Raw genomic sequence first — 17,647 nt, 5'->3', positions numbered from 1 at the left:
TTTAGATTTTAGGTTTAGTGTTTTAAGCTAGTTGGACGAGTTTAGAGCTTTCTTCGCTTTTCCAGTAATTTTCCAAATAATAAACCTAGCTCAAACAATAACCACATTGGGATCGCAAGCATAATCATGGAAATTGCATCAGGTGGTGTTACAAACATAGCGATAAAAAAACAGCCCACTATAATAAAGCGGCGTTTTGCAATTAAACTCTGAGTGCTAACCACACCAATCAAAATCAATAAAAGTGTGATCATTGGAATTTCAAAAGTTACCCCAAACACCAAAAATAACTTTAAACAAAAGCTGAGATAACTATTGATATCGGTCATGGGTGCGACGGTTTCGGGAGAGACGCTAATGAAAAAGTGCAGAATAGAAGGCAGTACAATAAAGTAAGCAAAGGCAATCCCTGCGTAAAATAATAGGATGCTACCGAACAACAAGGGAAGTGCCAGTGATCTTTCTTTTTCATAAAGTGCGGGTTTAATAAAACTCCAGAGCTGATAAATAATAAAAGGCATTGCCAGCAGAATCGCCACAAAAAAGTTAAGCTTAAAGGGTGCCATAAATGTTGCAGTAACATCTGTTGCGATCATGGATGAATTGGCAGGAAGCTGAGCTCTTAACGGTTCTGAGAGTAGTTGATACGTTCGATTGGCAAAAGGCAATAAACAAAAAAACAGTGCGAATAGAACCCCTACCGTTTTAAACAAATGTTGACGAAGCGCCACCAAATGTTCAATCAGTGGCATTTGCTGTAGTTCTTCAGACGGTAGGTCTTTTGTAATCACAGCGGGTGATGAAGATTGAGGGAGCTGTGTATTCATGCGATCACCTTTAATTTTACCAGAGATGAGGCTTTAGGCTCTGTCTGATAATCATTAGATAGTGGTTGATGCTGTAAAAATTTTTGCAAATAATGGGGTGTAAATACTGCGTAATACGCTTGATTACTCAACAAATCACAATAAATCAAACTGTTAAACTTTGCTGTTTTTTCAATAGCGCTGCTCTGTAGCTGTTGTTTAGCGTCGCTTGCCTCTGTTTGCTGCCGAAGTTCAGCAAGTTGGGATTGCATTTTTTGTTCAAGCTCTGCCATACGCTGCATTTCTTGTTGGACTTGCTCACGCAGTTCGAATAACCCGAGTTCACGGTCAATATCTTGTTTGGCATTGTTCACAAAATGCATGAGTTTGGCATACCATTTCCCCGCGAAACGAGCGGCCTCTGGCAGTTTTTCTGGTCCAAGTACCAGAAGAGCGATAATGCCAAACACAAAAAGTTCAGACATTCCAACATTAAACATCTATATCATCCCTAAACTTAGCTGTTAATGGTTGAGTCGGATGGTTTCTTGGTCTCCTCATGTTCAAGCGTGTTGGTTTCTTTTAATGCGATGTTTTCTTCCTCACGCATTGATTTTTTAAAGTCTTTGACTGCGCCGCCAACATCTTTACCAATATTTTTAAGCTTAGAGGTTCCGAATAATAAAATAACCACAATCGCAAAAATGATTACATGCCAAATTGATAAACCAGCCATAGTGTTCTCCCTTGTTATTCCTGTCCATGAGAATTGATTTTACTGTATTGAGATCAACATCCATTGATTCAATTCATTGTTTTAAATAACCTAATCATTTAGAGTCTTACAATTAAAAGCAGTGCATTTAAAATGAATAGGTTTTGAGCGAGTTGGTTATAAGTTAAGTTTTTAAAAGAGAAAATTTCAATAAATTCACAAGAATTTTTTTCTCTTTCAGCATCATTTTCACTTTGTTTGTCCAGTCAATTAAATTCCGTTTAATCTTTGGAATATTCTTATTTAAATCGTCTTTTAATATCGAAATAGCGTTGAAAATAATCATTGCTATGTTTCAGTGATTGTTTTAGTCATCTCTCCTGTAATGGATAAATTAAGTAGATGAGGCTTGAGTTGCTTTGGGCTATTCGACTTGATTAAACAACAAGCCGCTCAACTAGATTGCTGATCCACTATATCTGTACCATACCCCATAATTTGATTCTGTTCCAATGCTTGAATAAGATCATCTTCCTTTATTTTCGAGTTAGGCCCAAGCTTAATAGATCGCATTGAGCGATGTGACTTTAAATACAGGTATAGCCTGCATCCGCCGTAATGATTGAACCTGTGATTAGACTTGAGGCATCTGAAGCCAGAAATTGCACAATAGACGCAATTTCATGAGCTTGCCCCATACGTTTGGCCGGTGTCATATCCAGCCATTGATTGACTAAGTTATCTTGGTTTTCAAGATTTTTTAATAACGGTGTTTCAATATAGGTGGGGGCAACAGCGTTCACCCGAATATGACGTTGAGCCCATTCAACCGCAAGAGATTTCGTTAAATGATGCACGCCTGCTTTTGAGGCATTGTAGTGACATTGTGGTTGTGGCACGTTGACAATCTGTCCTGACATTGAACCAATATTGATAATCGATCCTCGTCCAGCATCCAGCATTTGACGGGCAAAGCCACGACAAGTCTTAAAGATGCCAGTCAAGTTGATGTTGATGACATTATCCCACTCCTCATCTGTCATGTGCTCAGCTGGGGTGTTTGTCACAATGCCCGCATTACATACCAATATATCCAGTGCTGGTAAAGCTTGAGCAAGCGCATTAATCGCTGCACTATCCGTGACATCTAAGCTTTCCGCACGCGCAAGATAGCCCTTGGCTTTTAACGCTTGTACAGTTGTTGTTGCACGATCCAGTAAGATGTCGGTACAAATAACTTCGGCGCCTGTCGCTGCCAGTGCTTCAGCAATTGCTGCGCCTATGCCTTGACCTGCACCTGTGACCAGTGCCAGTTTATTGCTTAAGTCCATTTTCTTGCGATAATCCATATCTTTTCTCTTTGTCTTTTCCATTTTATGTGATGAGTGAGCATCGTAACGGTTCACCACGTAAACAGCGTAATGCTTCTTCAGCGGCTAAGCGCTGTAAGGTATCTACCGATGTATCAGAAAAAAAGGCCGCATGTGGAGACATGATTAAATGAGGTGTTGTACGTAAAGGCGAGTCTGCTGGTAATGGCTCTTGTGCAAAGACATCAAGTCCTGCGCCTGAGATTTGTCCACTGAGCAAGGCTGCGGCTAATGCTGTTTCATCAATCAATCCACCTCTTGAGCAATTGATAATGATTGAACCCTGAGGCATTTTTGCCATCGCCTCAGCATCAATCAAATGACGTGTTGCTGGGGTCAGTGGAACATGTAGCGATAAAACATGGGCAGAAGAAATCACTTGCTCCTGTGACATTAAGTGAACGCCTAGTGCTTTTGCTTGCACTTCGGTGACATATGGGTCAAAGCCAATCATATGACAACCAAAGGCAGCGAGGCGTGAGACATAAGCTTTCGCAATACGTCCCAGCCCGATTAAACCTACGGTGGTATTACGCAACGAACGAATACCCGTAACCATCCGATCGATCTTCCATTCACCTGCGCGGATACCTTGGTCATACTGATTGAGTTTACGTGCCATCATCAAGGTCATGGCAGCCGCATGATCAGCGACTTCTTCTATACCATAATCAGGTACATTACAAACCTGTATCCCAAGTTGTTTTGCTGCGACGAGATCAACATTATCGACACCAACCCCATAACGTACAATGGTTGCACCAGTTGCCATGGCCTGCATCACACGATGGGTCATTGGTGCAAAGTTGTTGAGTACTACATTTGCTCCTGCAACGGCTTGTACTGTTTCTGCTTCACTACGGCATTGAAATGCTGCAAAACTTGCCCCAGCAACTTGCGCGGCCGCTTGCTCATGTCGTGTATTACCAAAGGCTTGATCAGTGACCACTAATTTCATTAGAGCACTCCTCGTTTTACTAAATTACGCATCAGTGCACGGGTTCCATAAGTCCATGGTTGTGCTTGATCAGCATAAACAACAGTATTGCGTAATGTGCCTAAAAGCGGAGTTGAGATTTCGACCACGTCACCAGGTTTATGGGTAAAGCCAGAACCTTGACCTTCTCGATCTTGTGTTGGCGCGAACATTGTGCCTAAAAATAACATAAAGCCATCTGGGTACTGATGCGAGTCATTGTAGGTTTGTGCGACCAGATGCGCGGGTTTACGACTGATTTCAGCCATATTGGAGTGTCCCGACATGCTGAAACCATCTTCTGCACCAGTTACAGACATGTGAAGAGTGGCATTCTCAATATCGCTAAGGGTGAACTCTGAGTCAAATAGACGAATAAACGGGCCAATTGAACATGATGCGTTATTGTCTTTTGCCTTACCGAGTAATAGCGCTGAACGGCCTTCAACATCGCGTAGATTGACATCATTGCCCAGCGTCGCACCACGAATATTGCCTTGGCTATCCACCGCCAACACTATTTCTGGCTCAGGGTTGTTCCATGCTGAAATTCGATTAATCCCCACTTGTGCACCATAACCTACAGCAGACATGGGTTGTGACTTGGTGAAGACTTCTGCATCTGGCCCAATCCCGACTTCGAGATATTGTGACCATAAACCTTCAGCAATCAATGTCGCTTTAACTTCAGCTGCTTGCTCAGAACCCGCTTGAATATTCGATAAACTGCCACCGATCAGTGTACCTATACGTTGACGTAATGCTTCGGCACGAGCAGGATCACCAGAGGTTCTTTCATCGATGACACGTTCAACCATACTTTTGGCAAAAGTAACCCCACATGCTTTTAAGGATTGAAAGTCACAGGGTGCAAGTAAGCAAGGACGATCTGCGTGGTAACCCATTTCTGTAGGATCAAGCACCAAATCTTCAACTCTTCCAAGCACTTCACCTGTGAGTTGGTCAAAACGACCAGCAGGATCATGGTCAAGAAAATCAGCCATTGAGATGACTGACTCAGTAACATCAATCAGTATGTTGTCACGTAAGATGACAACCGATGGCCCTTTGTGAGGAAGCCAAACACGTCCAACCAATTTGGCGCTGTTGAGTGATGTGGGTAACATGGAGAATCCTTCCTTTGTTTATCATTTCTTCTATCTAGTAATACTACTTTTTAATTTTAGCTTTGGTCAAGTAGTGTATTGAGTATATGCAGAGATTATACGCTTACATTAATGGGGTTTTAATATATTTATTTGTTTTTTATTCATAAATTATTTTATTTTTATTGTTGATTTTGATGTTTTCCCAAAGGGTTTTCAGATAATTTATAAATTATTCTTGCATAAAAATAGTATTACTATATATTTTAATAATGAATAACAAGATTACTCGCATAGGAAGGCGTCAAGTAAATGATGAAAAATAATGCTTTAGCTGAATCAATCGCTGTACTCGACAGTACTTTATATATCGACGGAAAATTTTCTAAAGGCAAAGGGTCTCGCTTGCCTGTGCTAAACCCTGCAACGGGTGAGGTGATTGGTCATATTGCTGCAGCAACAACGGATGAGATTGATGCGGCTGTTTCTGCTGCACGTCATGCATTTGCTTCATGGTCTAAGTTCGTGCCAAAAACGCGTGCGATTGCTTTGCATCGTTTAGGCGACCTTATTGCTGCGGATGCCTTAAATATGGCAATGATCATGACAGCGGAACAAGGCAAACCTGTTAATGAAGCAAAAGGTGAAATTCTAAAACTCGCTGAAGCATGTCATTTTTATGCTGAAGAAGCCACGCGAGTGCATGGTGAAATTATTCCCAATGATCAACAAGGATTTCAAAGTTTAGTGGTACGTGAACCGATTGGTGTGGTTGCTGCAATTACACCGTGGAACTATCCCGCTGAGTTGGTGGGATGGAAATTATGTGCCAGCCTTGCTGCTGGATGTAGCATCGTTATTAAACCTGCTGAATTGACGCCATTTACTGCTTTGGCAATTGCACAAAAATGTCATGCAGCGGGTATTCCTGCAGGAGTAGTCAATGTATTGACGGGTAAAGGCTCACAAGTGGGGCAGGCACTGGTCGAGCATCCGCTAGTGGATAAAATTGCATTTACGGGCTCAAGTGCAGTGGGTTTGCATATTCAACAAAGTTGCCCACAAGTGAAACGTCTGTCTTTAGAGTTGGGTGGCAATTGCCCGATGATTGTCACTGCGAGTGCCGATCTTGATGCAGCGGTCAAAGGTGCAGCACGTCGTAGCTTCCGTAATTGTGGGCAAATCTGTATTGCGATTAATCGCATCTATGTGCATCGCGCAATATATGAGGAGTTTGTTACTCAACTTGCAGCGGCGGCTGATGCATTGAGTGTCGATAATGGCTTGGAAAATCCAGCCGCTGATCTTGGGGCAATGGCATCTGCTGAGCCTCTAGATAAAACGCGTACCCATCTCCAAGATGCTTTGGTTAAAGGCGCACGGTTGGTGGCTGGTGGTAAAGCACCAGAGGGGATTCAATATGCCAAAGGACATTTTTTTCGTCCAACTGTGATCGCGGATTGTAAGCATAGTATGCAAGTCATGAGCGAAGAAACGTTCGGTCCTTTGGTTGGGGTTGCACCTTTTGATGATTTGGATGAGGCAATCAGCTATGCCAATGATACGCCTTATGGTTTAGCAGCTTATTGTTATGCTCAAAATTTGACAGAAATTCATCGGGTTTCAGTGGGTCTTGATTATGGCAATGTTGCGATCAATAACGTTGATGCTGGAATAATGAATGCTGCTTATGGTGGTCGTAAGCAGAGTGGTGTTGGCTACGAACATGGTCGTGAAGGATTGCTTGAATATTTTAATTTCAAACATATTCGTTTACACCACGGCGTGGAGAATTGATTTATGCAAGTACTTCTAGGGATAGATATAGGAACTTCAGGATGTAAGGCTTTATTGGTCGATATTGAAGGAAAAGTTGTTTCAGCCGATATCGCAACTTATCCATTGTCTAGACCTCGACCAGGTTGGACAGAGCAAGATCCTGAATTGTGGGTGGAGGGTGCACGTCAGGCTGTCGCAGGGGCATTGGCCAAAGCGCCTCCAGTGCAAATATTGTGTATTGGCTTGTCTGGGCAGATGCATGGCTTGGTTCCACTTGATGCTTTACAGCAAGTTTTACGCCCAGCCATTTTATGGAATGATCAACGTAATCAAGCTGAATGTGATGATATTGTCGTGGCTGCTGGTGGGTTGGATGGATTACTTGCGGCAACCAATAACAGAATGTTGGTGGGCTATACCGGTGGCAAAATTCTTTGGATGCAACGCCACGAGCCTGAACTATTTGCGCGTATGCGTAGCATGTTGAACCCGAAAGATTATTTGCGTTTACGTCTGACTGGGGTGATTGCCACTGAGGTTTCTGATGCTTCTGGCACAGGCTTGTTTGATGTGCGTTCGCGACAATGGGCCACGGATTTAATCGAAAAGATAGGAATTAATCCTGCGATACTCCCACCTGTATTTGAATCACAAGTGATTTCAGGACACGTCTCAGCAGTAGGCGCAGCACTCTTCGGCCTTCCAGAGGGATTGCCTGTTGCGGGTGGGGGTGGGGATTCGGTAATTCAGACTTTTGGTTCAGGTGTGATTGAGCCGGGTGAACTGCAAACCACACTTGGTACAGGTGGGATTCTCGCTGCTGCCTTAGAGACAGCACAAGAAAACCCGAAAGGTCGTTTGCAGGTTTTCTGCAATGTGGCTGCTGATAAATGGCATTGTATGGGTGTCTCTCTCAATGCTGGCAGTGCAATGAATTGGTTCCGTGAGAATTTTTGTCATATTGCTGACGGGCAACATCTTTCATTTGAGCAAATTGTTGCCAAAGCAACAGCGAGTACGGCGGGTGCAAAGGGCTTATTGTTTTTACCTTATCTCTATGGTGAGCGTTGCCCACATGCCGACCCTAAAGCGCGTGGTGCGCTTATCGGTCTCACTGCGCGACATGATTGTGGTGATGTTGCTCGGTCTGTGATGGAAGGGGTGGTGCATGCCTTGGCGGATATGTATTCCTTAATGCAGCCATTAGGGATTGAAAAGCATGTGATTAAAGCTTCTGGAGGTGGTGCAAAGTCTACCCTTTGGCGACAAATTCAGGCTGATGTATTTGGTTGTGAGGTGGTGACGACCGATGGTGCTGCTGAAGGTGCCGCCTTTGGTGCTGCATTGGTTGCTGGCTTGGCAATGGGGGTTTGGCCCGATGCACAGAGTGCGATCAAAAACTTTCGGGCAATTTCTAGAGAACAGCCAAATTTGGCAGTCGCTGAGGTGTATGCACAAGCGCATGAAATGTATCGCAGTCTCTATCCCGTATTGGGGCAAACGCTTACCGCGTTAAGTTCTCCAATTTTTGACCAATAATTCTCAGGAGTTTTTTATGACTGCTTATTCTGCATTTATCTTTGATTTAGATGGTACGCTAATTGATAGTGCGCCTGATATTGCGGAGGCTTTAAATATTGGCTTTGCTCAAAATGGTTGGCCCAAGCTTGAGGCGCATTTTGTTGAAAAATTTCTTGGCAATGGTCCACGTCGGCTGATTATCGATATTTTAGATGAATTGGATGTTGCCTATGACGAAGTAACATTACAGCAAACTTTACAATGTTATCAACAGGCGTATCTGGCCAATCCTGCGGGGCATACCCGAATTTTTCCACACGTACGTGAAGATCTTGAGGCGTTAAAATCGGCTGGGATAAAATTGGGTATTTGTACCAACAAAACCCATGCAATCACTGCTAAAGTGTTGCAGCAATTGGGCTTATCTGAGTTATTTGATGTGGCCTTAGGTGCGGATGCGGTACCTGCCTGTAAACCAGATCCAAAACATTTGTTGGCTGTGGCGGACGCGATGAATTTGGTTTCTGGTGGTTGGGCTTATGTTGGCGATACACCCATTGATCAACAAGCCGCAGTGGGTGCTGATGTGCCTTTTTTTGTTGTACCTTGGGGCGGTGGCCCAGAGGTGAAAATTTCTGCCAAGCAACGCTTAAGTCGTTTGGCGGATTTATTACAAGTTTGATTTGATGTGCTGTCAGGTGGCGGCTAGGAGTGTAGTGGTATGACCGTCAGTTTGTTACAGCGGATTCTTCAAGAAAGTGAAAACATGCATCGTGCTGAACGACGTGTGGCTGATTTTGTGGTGACATCACCATCTGAAGTGATTCAGATGAGTATGGCGAGTCTGTCTGAAGTCTGTTCTGTCAGTGATCCAACCATTATGCGCTTTTGCCGCCGTTTTGGTTTTGAGGGTTATCAGGATTTAAAACTTCAGTTGGCGCAGAGCTTAGTGCCATCTGCACCATTTGCTTATGAGCAAATTATTCCCAATGACAGTATTGAAAATATTGTGCGAAAAACCTGCCGTAATTCACTGAATGCAATTCAGCGCTTGGCTGAAGATTTAGTGCCAGAGCAAATCACGGCGGGCGCAGGTTGCCTACAAGCAGCAAATTGGGTTGGCATTTATGCCACAGGAATGTCTGAAATCAATGCTGTGGATGCAGAACATAAATTTCAACGACTGGGTATCCGCTGTCAGGCCTTGCTTGGTACAAAGCACCAACGTATTCATGCCGATAGTGCCAGACCTGAAGAAGTTATTTTGATTTATTCGCAGTCTGGACATACGCGAAAAATGGTCGAGATTGCCAGCATTGCCCGTAAACGTGGTGCGAAAGTGGTTTCGATTACGGCATATGATAGTCCATTGGCACAGATTTCAGATGTGCTGATTGCTGTGCAGCCTTATGAGCATACCGAGCTTATGACGCCGTTGGCTTCACGCCTGAACCATCATCTGGTGACCAATATGTTAGTCACTGCCATTGCAATCGCAAGTGGTAGTCAATTTCCTGATCAATTGCCGGCGCTTGATTTATGGCACACGGACAAGATTTGATCAATTAAAAAGTAGCAGTGAAGCTGCGTAAGTAACAGGAGTACTGAATGAGTAATCAACAGGATGAAGCAAAAAAAGTAGCAGGACGCCGAGTAATTCAGGATTTTATCCATGATGGTATGAAATTGGGCTTAGGTTCTGGAACGACGTCGCATTTTTTTGTTCGAGAGTTGGGTGCACACATCCGAGAACATGGATTAACCCTGACGTGTACCACCACTTCTCGTTCAACCATTGAGGTGGCACAACAGGTGGGGATTGAAATCACGGATCCCAATGAGATCGGTGAAATTGATCTGACCATTGATGGTCCAGATGAAGTTGATCACCAGTTTAATATGATCAAAGGTGGTGGTGCTTGTTTGCTTTGGGAGAAGATCATCGCACACGCTTCTAAACAAATGATCTGTATTTGTGATGAAACCAAGATTGTCGATTGTTTGGGTGGCTTTCCGCTTCCAGTTGAGGTGGTGCAATTTGCATGGAAGCAAACCTTAGCAATGGTTGAACGTGTACTTGCAGAACATGGTATTGACAATATACGGATTGAACGTCGAATGCGTGATGGGCAACCCGTCGTGACAGACAGTGGTCATTTTATTCTAGACTGCCATTGTGCGCCAATAATCAAAGATCCATCACCATTAGAGATTGAGCTCAATCGAATTCCGGGTGTGGTCGAAAATGGTCTGTTTACTCGTGAAGCGGTGGGGATGGTGGTGGCGTGTTTTGATGGAACCTCTTACGTAAAAATGCGATAATATAGTAAAACTATATTTTATTGTTATAAAACTAAAATCGATTTACCAGAATAAAATGGTTGATATTTCTCTTAAATATCCGTGTTTATTATATATTTAAGCTTTTATTGTTTAATTTTAAGTATCTATTTATTGTATCTAAAGATTATTTTTTAAATATTCTGCATGGGATGTTATTGACAGTTTAATTAAAAATGTAGTATTACTAGATTTAATAAATAAGGAATAAAGGAGATATTCCAATGACAAAATCAAATCAGGGCGGAATAACCCGCCGTAATCTATTTAAAAGCGCAGTTGCAGCAGGTATAGGACTGAGTTTGGGGGGAGGGCTTATAGGATGTAGTCGTTCTACATCAACCGCAACTCGTCTTTCAATTCCATATTCCAATAAAAGTCTTGATTACTACTTTTTTGTGATTCAGGAAGAAGCTGTTAAACGTGCGGTGCAAGCCAACTCAGGCGAGTTTCAAGCCACCAATGCAAACTTTGACAGTACCCGTCAGCTTGAGCAGTGGCAGAGCTTACTCTTATCAAAACCATCTGCAATTATTTCAGATTCAATAGACAGTCAGGCGATTGTTTCTGCCATCCAGCGCTATAACCAGCAAAAAATTCCTGTCGGTATTATCGATACGCCTGCGGATGGTGGTGATGTCGCAATTACTGTAAGTTTTGATAATTTTCAAGGCGGTGTCATTGCTGCAGAGGAAATTGTAAGTCGTTTGGTCAAAAAGTACGGAAAGCCAAAAGGTAAAGTCTTAAATTGTTTTGGTGCTTTGGCTTCTGTGGCATGGCGTTTACGTAAAGAAGGCATGGATTCAGTTTTTGCGGAATACCCAGAAATTACCTATTTGTCTCGACCGACTGAAGGGCAACTGGAAAAAATGCTGGCGGTAACTTTATCTACCTTATCTGAGCATCCTGATCTAGATGCAGTACATGCACCTTCTGACTCTCCTGCACGCGGTATTGCGACTGCATTGCAACAAAGAAATCGTTGGAAGAAGGTCGGTGAGGAAGGCCATGTTATTTTTGTGACGATTGATGGTGAGCCAATTGCTTTGAAATGGATTCAGGAAGGCTATATGGATGCATGTGTATCTCAAGACCCAATTGCTTATGGTGAGATTGCGGTTGAAATGCTAACTAAGCATTCATTGAAAAATGCAGAAGTGCCTTTGGGTGAATACCACAACACCAAGTACTTTTGGGAAAAGGGCGTCATCGTAAAAGGTAAAACAGGACCAACACTGATTATTCCTGCTTTTGTCATCAATAAGGACAATGCTAGTGATGCAAGACATTGGGGGGCAGTAGCTGAGAAGGATTGGGGCATTCCCTATGCTTAATTCGCATTGAGTAAAGCAGACTTGTTCCAGTGATGACAAATAAGCAATGTTGAGAGAAAAAATGGGATTACATGAACGGAATATTGATAAGGCAATTAATGAGAAGATCCTAAGCATTGAGAACGTGACCAAAAGTTATGGTGTGGTTCAAGCACTACGCGGTGTCACGGTTGAAATTCGTAAAGGTTCTATTCATGGCTTGCTGGGTGAAAACGGTGCAGGTAAATCCACATTGGTTGGCATCATTTCGGGACAAGTCACCCCCACATCTGGGCGAATTATTTTAAATGGTCGTGTACTTGAGCATGTTGATGTCAAAGCAATGGAAGCCGTAGGGGTTTTCTTGGTGACACAAGAGCCAATGATCATTGACAACATGACCGCAGAAGAAAACCTGATGCTGGGTATTTGGCCGAATAAAAAAGGCTTTATCGATTGGAAAACTTTGCGTGGCAATGCAAGTCGCATGCTTGAAGGAACCAATATCGATGCCAAAGCGCTAGCAGGGCATTTAAATGCGGTGGCACGACGTAAGTTAAATATTCTACGGGCGATGTTCTCTGGTGGTCGGGTGATTATTTTAGATGAGCCAACAGCGGCATTAACTGTTGCTGATCGCCGTCAGTTATTTGATTTTATGCATAAATTAAAAGCTACGGGGGTAACGTTTATCTTTATCTCACACTACAACGATGAAATTCTTGAAATTTGTGATGCGGTGACTGTATTACGTGATGGCAGTTTGGCAGGTGGTTCTGACAATGTGAGTAACATGAGTGCTGAACAACTGACTGAGTTGGTGATCGGGAGAGACCTTGCGCTTTTTCAACGGGAGCGATGTGATTACACCGGTCAAATCCCTGCTGTTTGTTTAAAAAATATATATGGCAAAGATTTGGCCTTGCAACAACTGAACATTGGTCCAGGCGAAGTGATTGGATTTACAGGTCTGCCTGGCGCAGGCGCAAAAGAAATTGCTCGGGCAATCTTTGGATTGCATCCTGCAAAAGGTTCGATCTCAATGCATGGTGAAGATGCGCAAGCTTTAGCAACGTCTCCACATGAAGCCTTTGATATGGGAATAGCTTATCTTTCTGATGATCGTCGTCATGATGGGGCTGTTGGACAGATGTCAATTGGATCGAATATTGCGCTGTCTTCTTTATCACAACGCTCAAAATTGGGATTTATCGATCAACAGGCAGAGGATTCGGTGATTCAGCATTATTTTAACGCAATGGGGGTGAAAGCACCGAATGCTGAATATGCAGTGGATACATTGAGTGGTGGTAATCAGCAAAAAGTGTGTTTGGGACGAGTGTTGGCAGCAAAGCCACGATTGCTGATGGTGGATGAACCGACACGTGGAATTGATATTGGGGTGAAACAAGATGTATTGCGCATCATTGATGAACTTAGTCGTGCTGGTGTTGCGGTCATCATTGTTTCAACCGATATGGACGAATTGGCTCGTGTGGTCGACCGGGTGTGTATTTTTGATCAAGGGACTGTAAAAGAAACATTGACGGGGCAGGAGATTACCGTCGACCGTCTACGCGCATCCGTTCAGGCGTGATGTCACGAGACAATAATAAGGGTAGATGCAATGAGTAAGGAGAGATGCAATGGGTAATGAAATAGCAGCAGACAATAAGATCACCAACATTACAGCAAAGAAAAATACCCGCGAAATTTTAGGTTGGGTGCTCCACAACGTGGTCTGGATTTGGTTGATCGCTTTGGTCATCATTTTTGGTGCATTTAATGAATACTTTCTTACCGTGTTTAATTTGCAAAATATCATGGTGCAGGCAACCGTTTTAGGGCTTTTGGGTTTGGCTGTTGCATTGCCATTGTTGATTGCTGAAATCGATCTTTCAATTCCAGCAAATGCAGGTTTTTCCGCTGCTGTAGGCGCACTTGCTTATTCTGATTGGGGATTACCTTGGTTTGCCGCGATTTTACTGGGCTTATTGGTCGGTACTTTTATTGGGTTCTTTAATGGTTGGTGTATCACCCAACTAAAAATGGTTGCGTTGATCCAAACCCTAGCAATGATGATCATCCTTCAAGGTGCACTTTTGGCCTTAACACAAGGCAAAACGCTGAATAATTTTGCAGAAGCTTATACCTGGATTGGGCAAGCAACCCTCGGGACTTGGCCATTAATGCCGGTGGTATTTTTGATCATGTTGCTGATTATTGGCGTGATGTTGAAACATACCGTTTTAGGTCGTTCAATCTATGCTGTAGGTGGAAATCCTGCTGCTTCACTCTCTGCGGGAATCCGAGTGAAGCGTATCAAAATTATGACCTATACCATTTCTGGGTTTCTTGCTGCTCTTGCGGGATTCTTACTGGCTTCATGGCAAATGGCGATTACATCAAATCAAGGCTCAAGCTATCTACTCTATGCGATTGCGGCGCCCATTATTGGTGGTGTCAGTGTATTTGGTGGGCGTGGTAATGTGAAAGGCGTATTGGGTGGTGTATTGCTACTCACGATCATTCAGGTCGGACTTGCAATTATCAATGTGCCTTCTTTTTATGTCGGAATGATTGGAGGAATTATGATTTTTATTGCAGTACTGATTGATGCTTTCCGCGTCCGTTATTTTGGTTAATTTACTCAACTTGATCGAGGAAAAAGCACAATGTCTTTTCAACCACATGGTCAGCACTTAATCGCAGGGAAGTGGATTGCGACTGATCAGACTTTTACCAATAACCCTATTGATGGTTCAGTATCTCGTTTTTCTGTCGGTCATCGTGAACTTGTCAATCAAGCGTGCCAAGCTGCAGAAGATGCTTTTTGTACTTATGGTTACTCAACGCTTGAGGAGCGCGCGACTTTTCTCAATGTCATTGCTGATGAAATCGAAGTCCGAGCAGATGCGATTACCCAGATTGGAACCCAAGAAACAGGGTTGCCCAAGGTTCGACTGGAAGGAGAACGTGGACGTACTGTGGGGCAGCTGCGACTTTTTGCTGCACATATCTTGAAAGGTGAGTTTTTGGATCGCCGTCATGATGTTGCACTTACGGATCGAAAGCCACTACCACGTCCAGATATTCGTTTGATGCAACGCCCAATCGGACCAGTTGCAGTGTTTGGCGCATCAAATTTTCCGCTGGCATTTTCAACGGCAGGCGGGGATACAGCATCGGCATTGGCCGCAGGGTGTCCAGTTGTGGTTAAAGGGCATGAGGCACATCCAGGTACAGCTGAGATTGTTGCTGAAGCGATTCATGCTGCGATTGAAAAATGTGGACTACATGCTGGTGTATTTAGTTTAGTCCATGGTGGAGCATTAGATGTTGGTCAAAGTTTAGTACAACATCCGCTGATTAAAGCGGTTGGATTTACAGGTTCGTTGCGTGGTGGACGTGTTTTATATGATCTTTGTGTTGCACGTCCAGAACCGATCCCGTTCTTTGGTGAACTGGGTTCTGTCAATCCAATGTTTATTTTGCCCAATGCAATTGCCAACCGTGGTGATGAAATTGCCAAAGGCTGGGCGGAATCATTGACATTAGGCGCAGGTCAATTCTGCACCAATCCTGGGGTCGCCGTGTTGATCGAAGGTTTAGCAGCAGATGCGTATATTCAAACTGTTGTAAAAACACTTGAATCTGTTCCAGCACAGGTCATGTTAACCGATGCGATTGCCGAGGCTTATCGTGAAGGGCAAAAACGTTTGGCAAATACAGCAGATGTAAGTGAAGTCTTTAGTTCAAGCAGTGATTTGCGTAATGCGAGTCCTTATCTGTTTGTTACAACAGGCAAAGCATGGCTGGAGAATAAGACCTTAGAACAAGAAATATTTGGACCGCTGGGTTTAGTGGTTATTGTTAAAAATATCGATGAATTGATGCACGTGGCGAAGTCCCTTGAGGGGCAGATTACCTGTACGGTTCATCTTGATCAAGCAGATCATCACGTTGCAAGTCAATTACTGCCTGTGCTGGAACGTAAAGCAGGTCGTATTCTTGCAAATAGTTTCCCAACTGGGGTTGAGGTATGTGATGCCATGGTTCATGGCGGCCCCTATCCAGCTTCAACAAACTTTGGTGCAAGCTCTGTAGGTACGCTGGCGATTCGTCGCTTTATGCGTCCTGTGTGTTATCAAAATATTGCGGAAGACTTACTTCCTGTGGATTTACGTTAAGTAAAAATCAAGCGCAATGTGCTTGAAAATAAAGGCAATGAGATGAATTAAAGGAGATGGTTTTATCTCATCATTAAACTCTAACCCGAATTGAAATAAATATAACTTTAATGAGTGCGCTCTTTACTCCATCCAACTGAATGAATCAGAGGGATAAGGCAAACTCATGCTTAAAAAAGGAATTTAACATGAAAACAAACGTATGGATTGTTGGAACAGCGGTTTTTTTATTGTCGCAAATTGCATCTGCGATTGAATTTGGTGGCTATTTTCGTACGGGAATCGGTGCAACTGAAAATGGCAAAACACAAGAGTGTTTTCAACTCACGGGAGCGCCGACCAAGTATCGTCTTGGAAATGAATGTGAACAATACGGTGAGTTTTTTGCCAAACAAAACCTGATCAAGTTAAAAGATAATTCCGAAATTAACATCAACGGAATGCTTCAGTTTTATAACCGATATGGGCAAACATTAAGTTTTAATGATGACAATGGTTTTACCCGAATGAACCAAATTTATTTGGATTGGAGAAATATTTCCTATCTGAATGGGGCAAATCTCTGGGCAGGCAGGAGATTTTATCAACGTAATGACATTCACATGACAGATTTCTTTTATTGGAATCAGAGTGCTACTGGCTTTGGTATTGATGATTATAAAATCAATGACTTGTCCTTAAGTTATGTGTTTTCCCGAAAAGACAATGTATTTCAGGAAAAATATATCAATCGACATGATGTGACAGTGAAAGGGATTCCAATCGGTTCTAAAAATACAATCAATGCAGGTTTGTCATTGATTGATGCAGATGAGATGGGCTGGGCACTGACCGTGCAAAATGTCACGGCTGAGGTATTGAATGGTAAAAATACCGTAGCGCTACAATATGGTCAAGGCGCTGGGATCGGGCTGAGTTATACCGGTAACCCTGAACTGGATCGAGATACTTCTTCACTGCGCTTTCTTGAAATCTTGGATTGGAGCTCAGACAGTAAGAAATTCAATGGACAAGCTCAATTTATCTACCAAAAAGACCAACTGAAGAATCAACAAGATCGTGATTGGATTTCAGTGGGCTCTCGGGTGGCGTATGTGGTTCAAGATCATTTTAAAATTTCCACTGAAATTGGCTATGACCAAATTAGGGCCAATGACCAAACCCGTAATCTGACCAAATTGACACTGGTACCAACCTGGTCGATAAAGGGCACAGGCTATTATGATCGTCCAGAACTGCGCCTTTATTATACCTATGCATTTTGGAACGATAATGAGCAAAAAATGCGTGACTTGGTGATGCCGAATAACAATTTTCACAATGTGAATCGTGGTTCAAACTTTGGTGCTCAATTGGAATATTGGTGGTAAGGCTTTAATTGATTATTCAAAATGAGTGGTCTTATAAGATCGCTCATTTTAAAAAATACGACTCAATTGAAAATATAACTCAATTAAGAATGTCATCAACCATTGCTACTGGAATAAGTCAGTAGCAGCAGAAAGTCAAAAACAAAAAAAGCAACAACGGA

Annotated in this window: 16 protein-coding genes; 10 read left to right on the top strand and 6 right to left on the bottom strand. The window is 43.0% G+C overall.

The annotated features are described in order from the left end of the window. Window positions 1-41: 41 nt before the first annotated feature. From tatC to CQZ96_RS05955, 6 genes are all read right to left on the bottom strand, one after another. Window positions 42-827, bottom strand: a complete 786-nt coding sequence (gene tatC, locus CQZ96_RS05980; protein WP_171287963.1) for a twin-arginine translocase subunit TatC — start codon at window positions 825-827, stop codon at window positions 42-44. Beyond that, the gene (tatB, locus tag CQZ96_RS05975) at window positions 824-1,306 is read right to left on the bottom strand and encodes a Sec-independent protein translocase protein TatB (RefSeq protein WP_105714741.1); all 483 of its coding nucleotides are present in this window, start codon (window positions 1,304-1,306) and stop codon (window positions 824-826) included. Before tatB ends, tatC begins: the two co-directional genes overlap by 4 nt. Before the next feature lie 17 nt (window positions 1,307-1,323). Then, complete coding sequence (gene tatA, locus CQZ96_RS05970) at window positions 1,324-1,542, bottom strand: Sec-independent protein translocase subunit TatA (RefSeq protein ID WP_004721526.1); 219 nt, start codon at window positions 1,540-1,542, stop codon at window positions 1,324-1,326. A 566-nt stretch (window positions 1,543-2,108) separates the two neighbouring features. Further along, on the bottom strand, window positions 2,109-2,870 hold the full coding sequence (locus tag CQZ96_RS05965) for an SDR family NAD(P)-dependent oxidoreductase (protein ID WP_105714742.1): 762 nt from the start codon (window positions 2,868-2,870) through the stop codon (window positions 2,109-2,111). Between the two features lie 25 nt (window positions 2,871-2,895). Further along, window positions 2,896-3,849, bottom strand: coding sequence for a C-terminal binding protein (locus tag CQZ96_RS05960; RefSeq protein WP_105714743.1), 954 nt, complete (start codon window positions 3,847-3,849; stop codon window positions 2,896-2,898). Beyond that, the gene (locus tag CQZ96_RS05955) at window positions 3,849-4,994 is read right to left on the bottom strand and encodes a fumarylacetoacetate hydrolase family protein (RefSeq protein ID WP_105714744.1); all 1,146 of its coding nucleotides are present in this window, start codon (window positions 4,992-4,994) and stop codon (window positions 3,849-3,851) included. The genes CQZ96_RS05960 and CQZ96_RS05955 overlap by 1 nt, the downstream gene beginning before the upstream one ends. Window positions 4,995-5,285: 291 nt before the next feature. Between CQZ96_RS05955 and CQZ96_RS05950 the strand changes: the two genes are divergently transcribed. The 10 genes from CQZ96_RS05950 to CQZ96_RS05905 all read left to right on the top strand — a co-directional run bounded on the left by CQZ96_RS05950 (window position 5,286) and on the right by CQZ96_RS05905 (window position 17,486). Continuing rightward, on the top strand, window positions 5,286-6,770 hold the full coding sequence (locus tag CQZ96_RS05950; RefSeq protein WP_105714745.1) for an aldehyde dehydrogenase family protein: 1,485 nt from the start codon (window positions 5,286-5,288) through the stop codon (window positions 6,768-6,770). 3 nt (window positions 6,771-6,773) lie between these two features. Next, entirely contained in the window at window positions 6,774-8,291 is a 1,518-nt protein-coding gene (gene xylB / locus CQZ96_RS05945; protein ID WP_105714746.1) for a xylulokinase, read from the top strand. Between the two features lie 16 nt (window positions 8,292-8,307). After that, a complete protein-coding gene (locus tag CQZ96_RS05940) occupies window positions 8,308-8,955 on the top strand; it encodes an HAD family hydrolase (RefSeq protein ID WP_105714747.1) in 648 nt (215 codons plus the stop codon). Between the two features lie 39 nt (window positions 8,956-8,994). After that, window positions 8,995-9,834 (top strand): MurR/RpiR family transcriptional regulator, encoded by an 840-nt coding sequence (locus tag CQZ96_RS05935; protein WP_105714748.1) that lies wholly within the window; start codon window positions 8,995-8,997, stop codon window positions 9,832-9,834. A 47-nt stretch (window positions 9,835-9,881) separates the two neighbouring features. Continuing rightward, window positions 9,882-10,595, top strand: a complete 714-nt coding sequence (gene rpiA / locus CQZ96_RS05930; protein WP_105714749.1) for a ribose 5-phosphate isomerase A — start codon at window positions 9,882-9,884, stop codon at window positions 10,593-10,595. 242 nt (window positions 10,596-10,837) lie between these two features. Next, entirely contained in the window at window positions 10,838-11,947 is a 1,110-nt protein-coding gene (locus CQZ96_RS05925) for a sugar ABC transporter substrate-binding protein (RefSeq protein WP_105714750.1), read from the top strand. 61 nt (window positions 11,948-12,008) lie between these two features. Beyond that, window positions 12,009-13,523, top strand: a complete 1,515-nt coding sequence (locus tag CQZ96_RS05920; protein WP_105714751.1) for a sugar ABC transporter ATP-binding protein — start codon at window positions 12,009-12,011, stop codon at window positions 13,521-13,523. A gap of 49 nt (window positions 13,524-13,572) precedes the next feature. After that, a complete protein-coding gene (locus tag CQZ96_RS05915) occupies window positions 13,573-14,571 on the top strand; it encodes an ABC transporter permease (protein WP_004721504.1) in 999 nt (332 codons plus the stop codon). Window positions 14,572-14,601: 30 nt separating this feature from the next. Then, complete coding sequence (locus CQZ96_RS05910) at window positions 14,602-16,116, top strand: aldehyde dehydrogenase (NADP(+)) (RefSeq protein ID WP_105714752.1); 1,515 nt, start codon at window positions 14,602-14,604, stop codon at window positions 16,114-16,116. Between the two features lie 188 nt (window positions 16,117-16,304). After that, window positions 16,305-17,486 carry a maltoporin gene (locus CQZ96_RS05905; RefSeq protein ID WP_105714753.1) on the top strand — a complete coding sequence of 394 codons (1,182 nt, stop codon included), beginning with the start codon at window positions 16,305-16,307 and terminating at the stop codon, window positions 17,484-17,486. Window positions 17,487-17,647: the final 161 nt, after the last annotated feature.

Origin of the sequence: Acinetobacter sp. MYb10, from assembly GCF_002980175.2 — a bacterium.
GTDB lineage: Bacteria > Pseudomonadota > Gammaproteobacteria > Pseudomonadales > Moraxellaceae > Acinetobacter > Acinetobacter guillouiae.
Note: the sequence above shows the minus strand (reverse complement) of the source record. Positions and strands in the feature narration are given on the sequence as shown.

What these genes read in the sequence shown, in the direction of transcription:
- CQZ96_RS05955 (WP_105714744.1), bottom strand. Translation starts at nt 4,994, where the DNA reads ATGTTACCCACATCACTCAACAGCGCCAAATTGGTTGGACGTGTTTGG.
- CQZ96_RS05905 (WP_105714753.1), top strand. Translation starts at nt 16,305, where the DNA reads ATGAAAACAAACGTATGGATTGTTGGAACAGCGGTTTTTTTATTGTCG.
- rpiA (WP_105714749.1), top strand. Translation starts at nt 9,882, where the DNA reads ATGAGTAATCAACAGGATGAAGCAAAAAAAGTAGCAGGACGCCGAGTA.
- CQZ96_RS05960 (WP_105714743.1), bottom strand. Translation starts at nt 3,849, where the DNA reads ATGAAATTAGTGGTCACTGATCAAGCCTTTGGTAATACACGACATGAG.
- CQZ96_RS05925 (WP_105714750.1), top strand. Translation starts at nt 10,838, where the DNA reads ATGACAAAATCAAATCAGGGCGGAATAACCCGCCGTAATCTATTTAAA.
- CQZ96_RS05965 (WP_105714742.1), bottom strand. Translation starts at nt 2,870, where the DNA reads ATGGATTATCGCAAGAAAATGGACTTAAGCAATAAACTGGCACTGGTC.
- CQZ96_RS05920 (WP_105714751.1), top strand. Translation starts at nt 12,009, where the DNA reads ATGGGATTACATGAACGGAATATTGATAAGGCAATTAATGAGAAGATC.
- CQZ96_RS05950 (WP_105714745.1), top strand. Translation starts at nt 5,286, where the DNA reads ATGATGAAAAATAATGCTTTAGCTGAATCAATCGCTGTACTCGACAGT.
- CQZ96_RS05940 (WP_105714747.1), top strand. Translation starts at nt 8,308, where the DNA reads ATGACTGCTTATTCTGCATTTATCTTTGATTTAGATGGTACGCTAATT.
- tatB (WP_105714741.1), bottom strand. Translation starts at nt 1,306, where the DNA reads ATGTTTAATGTTGGAATGTCTGAACTTTTTGTGTTTGGCATTATCGCT.
- CQZ96_RS05935 (WP_105714748.1), top strand. Translation starts at nt 8,995, where the DNA reads ATGACCGTCAGTTTGTTACAGCGGATTCTTCAAGAAAGTGAAAACATG.
- tatC (WP_171287963.1), bottom strand. Translation starts at nt 827, where the DNA reads ATGAATACACAGCTCCCTCAATCTTCATCACCCGCTGTGATTACAAAA.
- tatA (WP_004721526.1), bottom strand. Translation starts at nt 1,542, where the DNA reads ATGGCTGGTTTATCAATTTGGCATGTAATCATTTTTGCGATTGTGGTT.
- CQZ96_RS05915 (WP_004721504.1), top strand. Translation starts at nt 13,573, where the DNA reads ATGGGTAATGAAATAGCAGCAGACAATAAGATCACCAACATTACAGCA.
- xylB (WP_105714746.1), top strand. Translation starts at nt 6,774, where the DNA reads ATGCAAGTACTTCTAGGGATAGATATAGGAACTTCAGGATGTAAGGCT.
- CQZ96_RS05910 (WP_105714752.1), top strand. Translation starts at nt 14,602, where the DNA reads ATGTCTTTTCAACCACATGGTCAGCACTTAATCGCAGGGAAGTGGATT.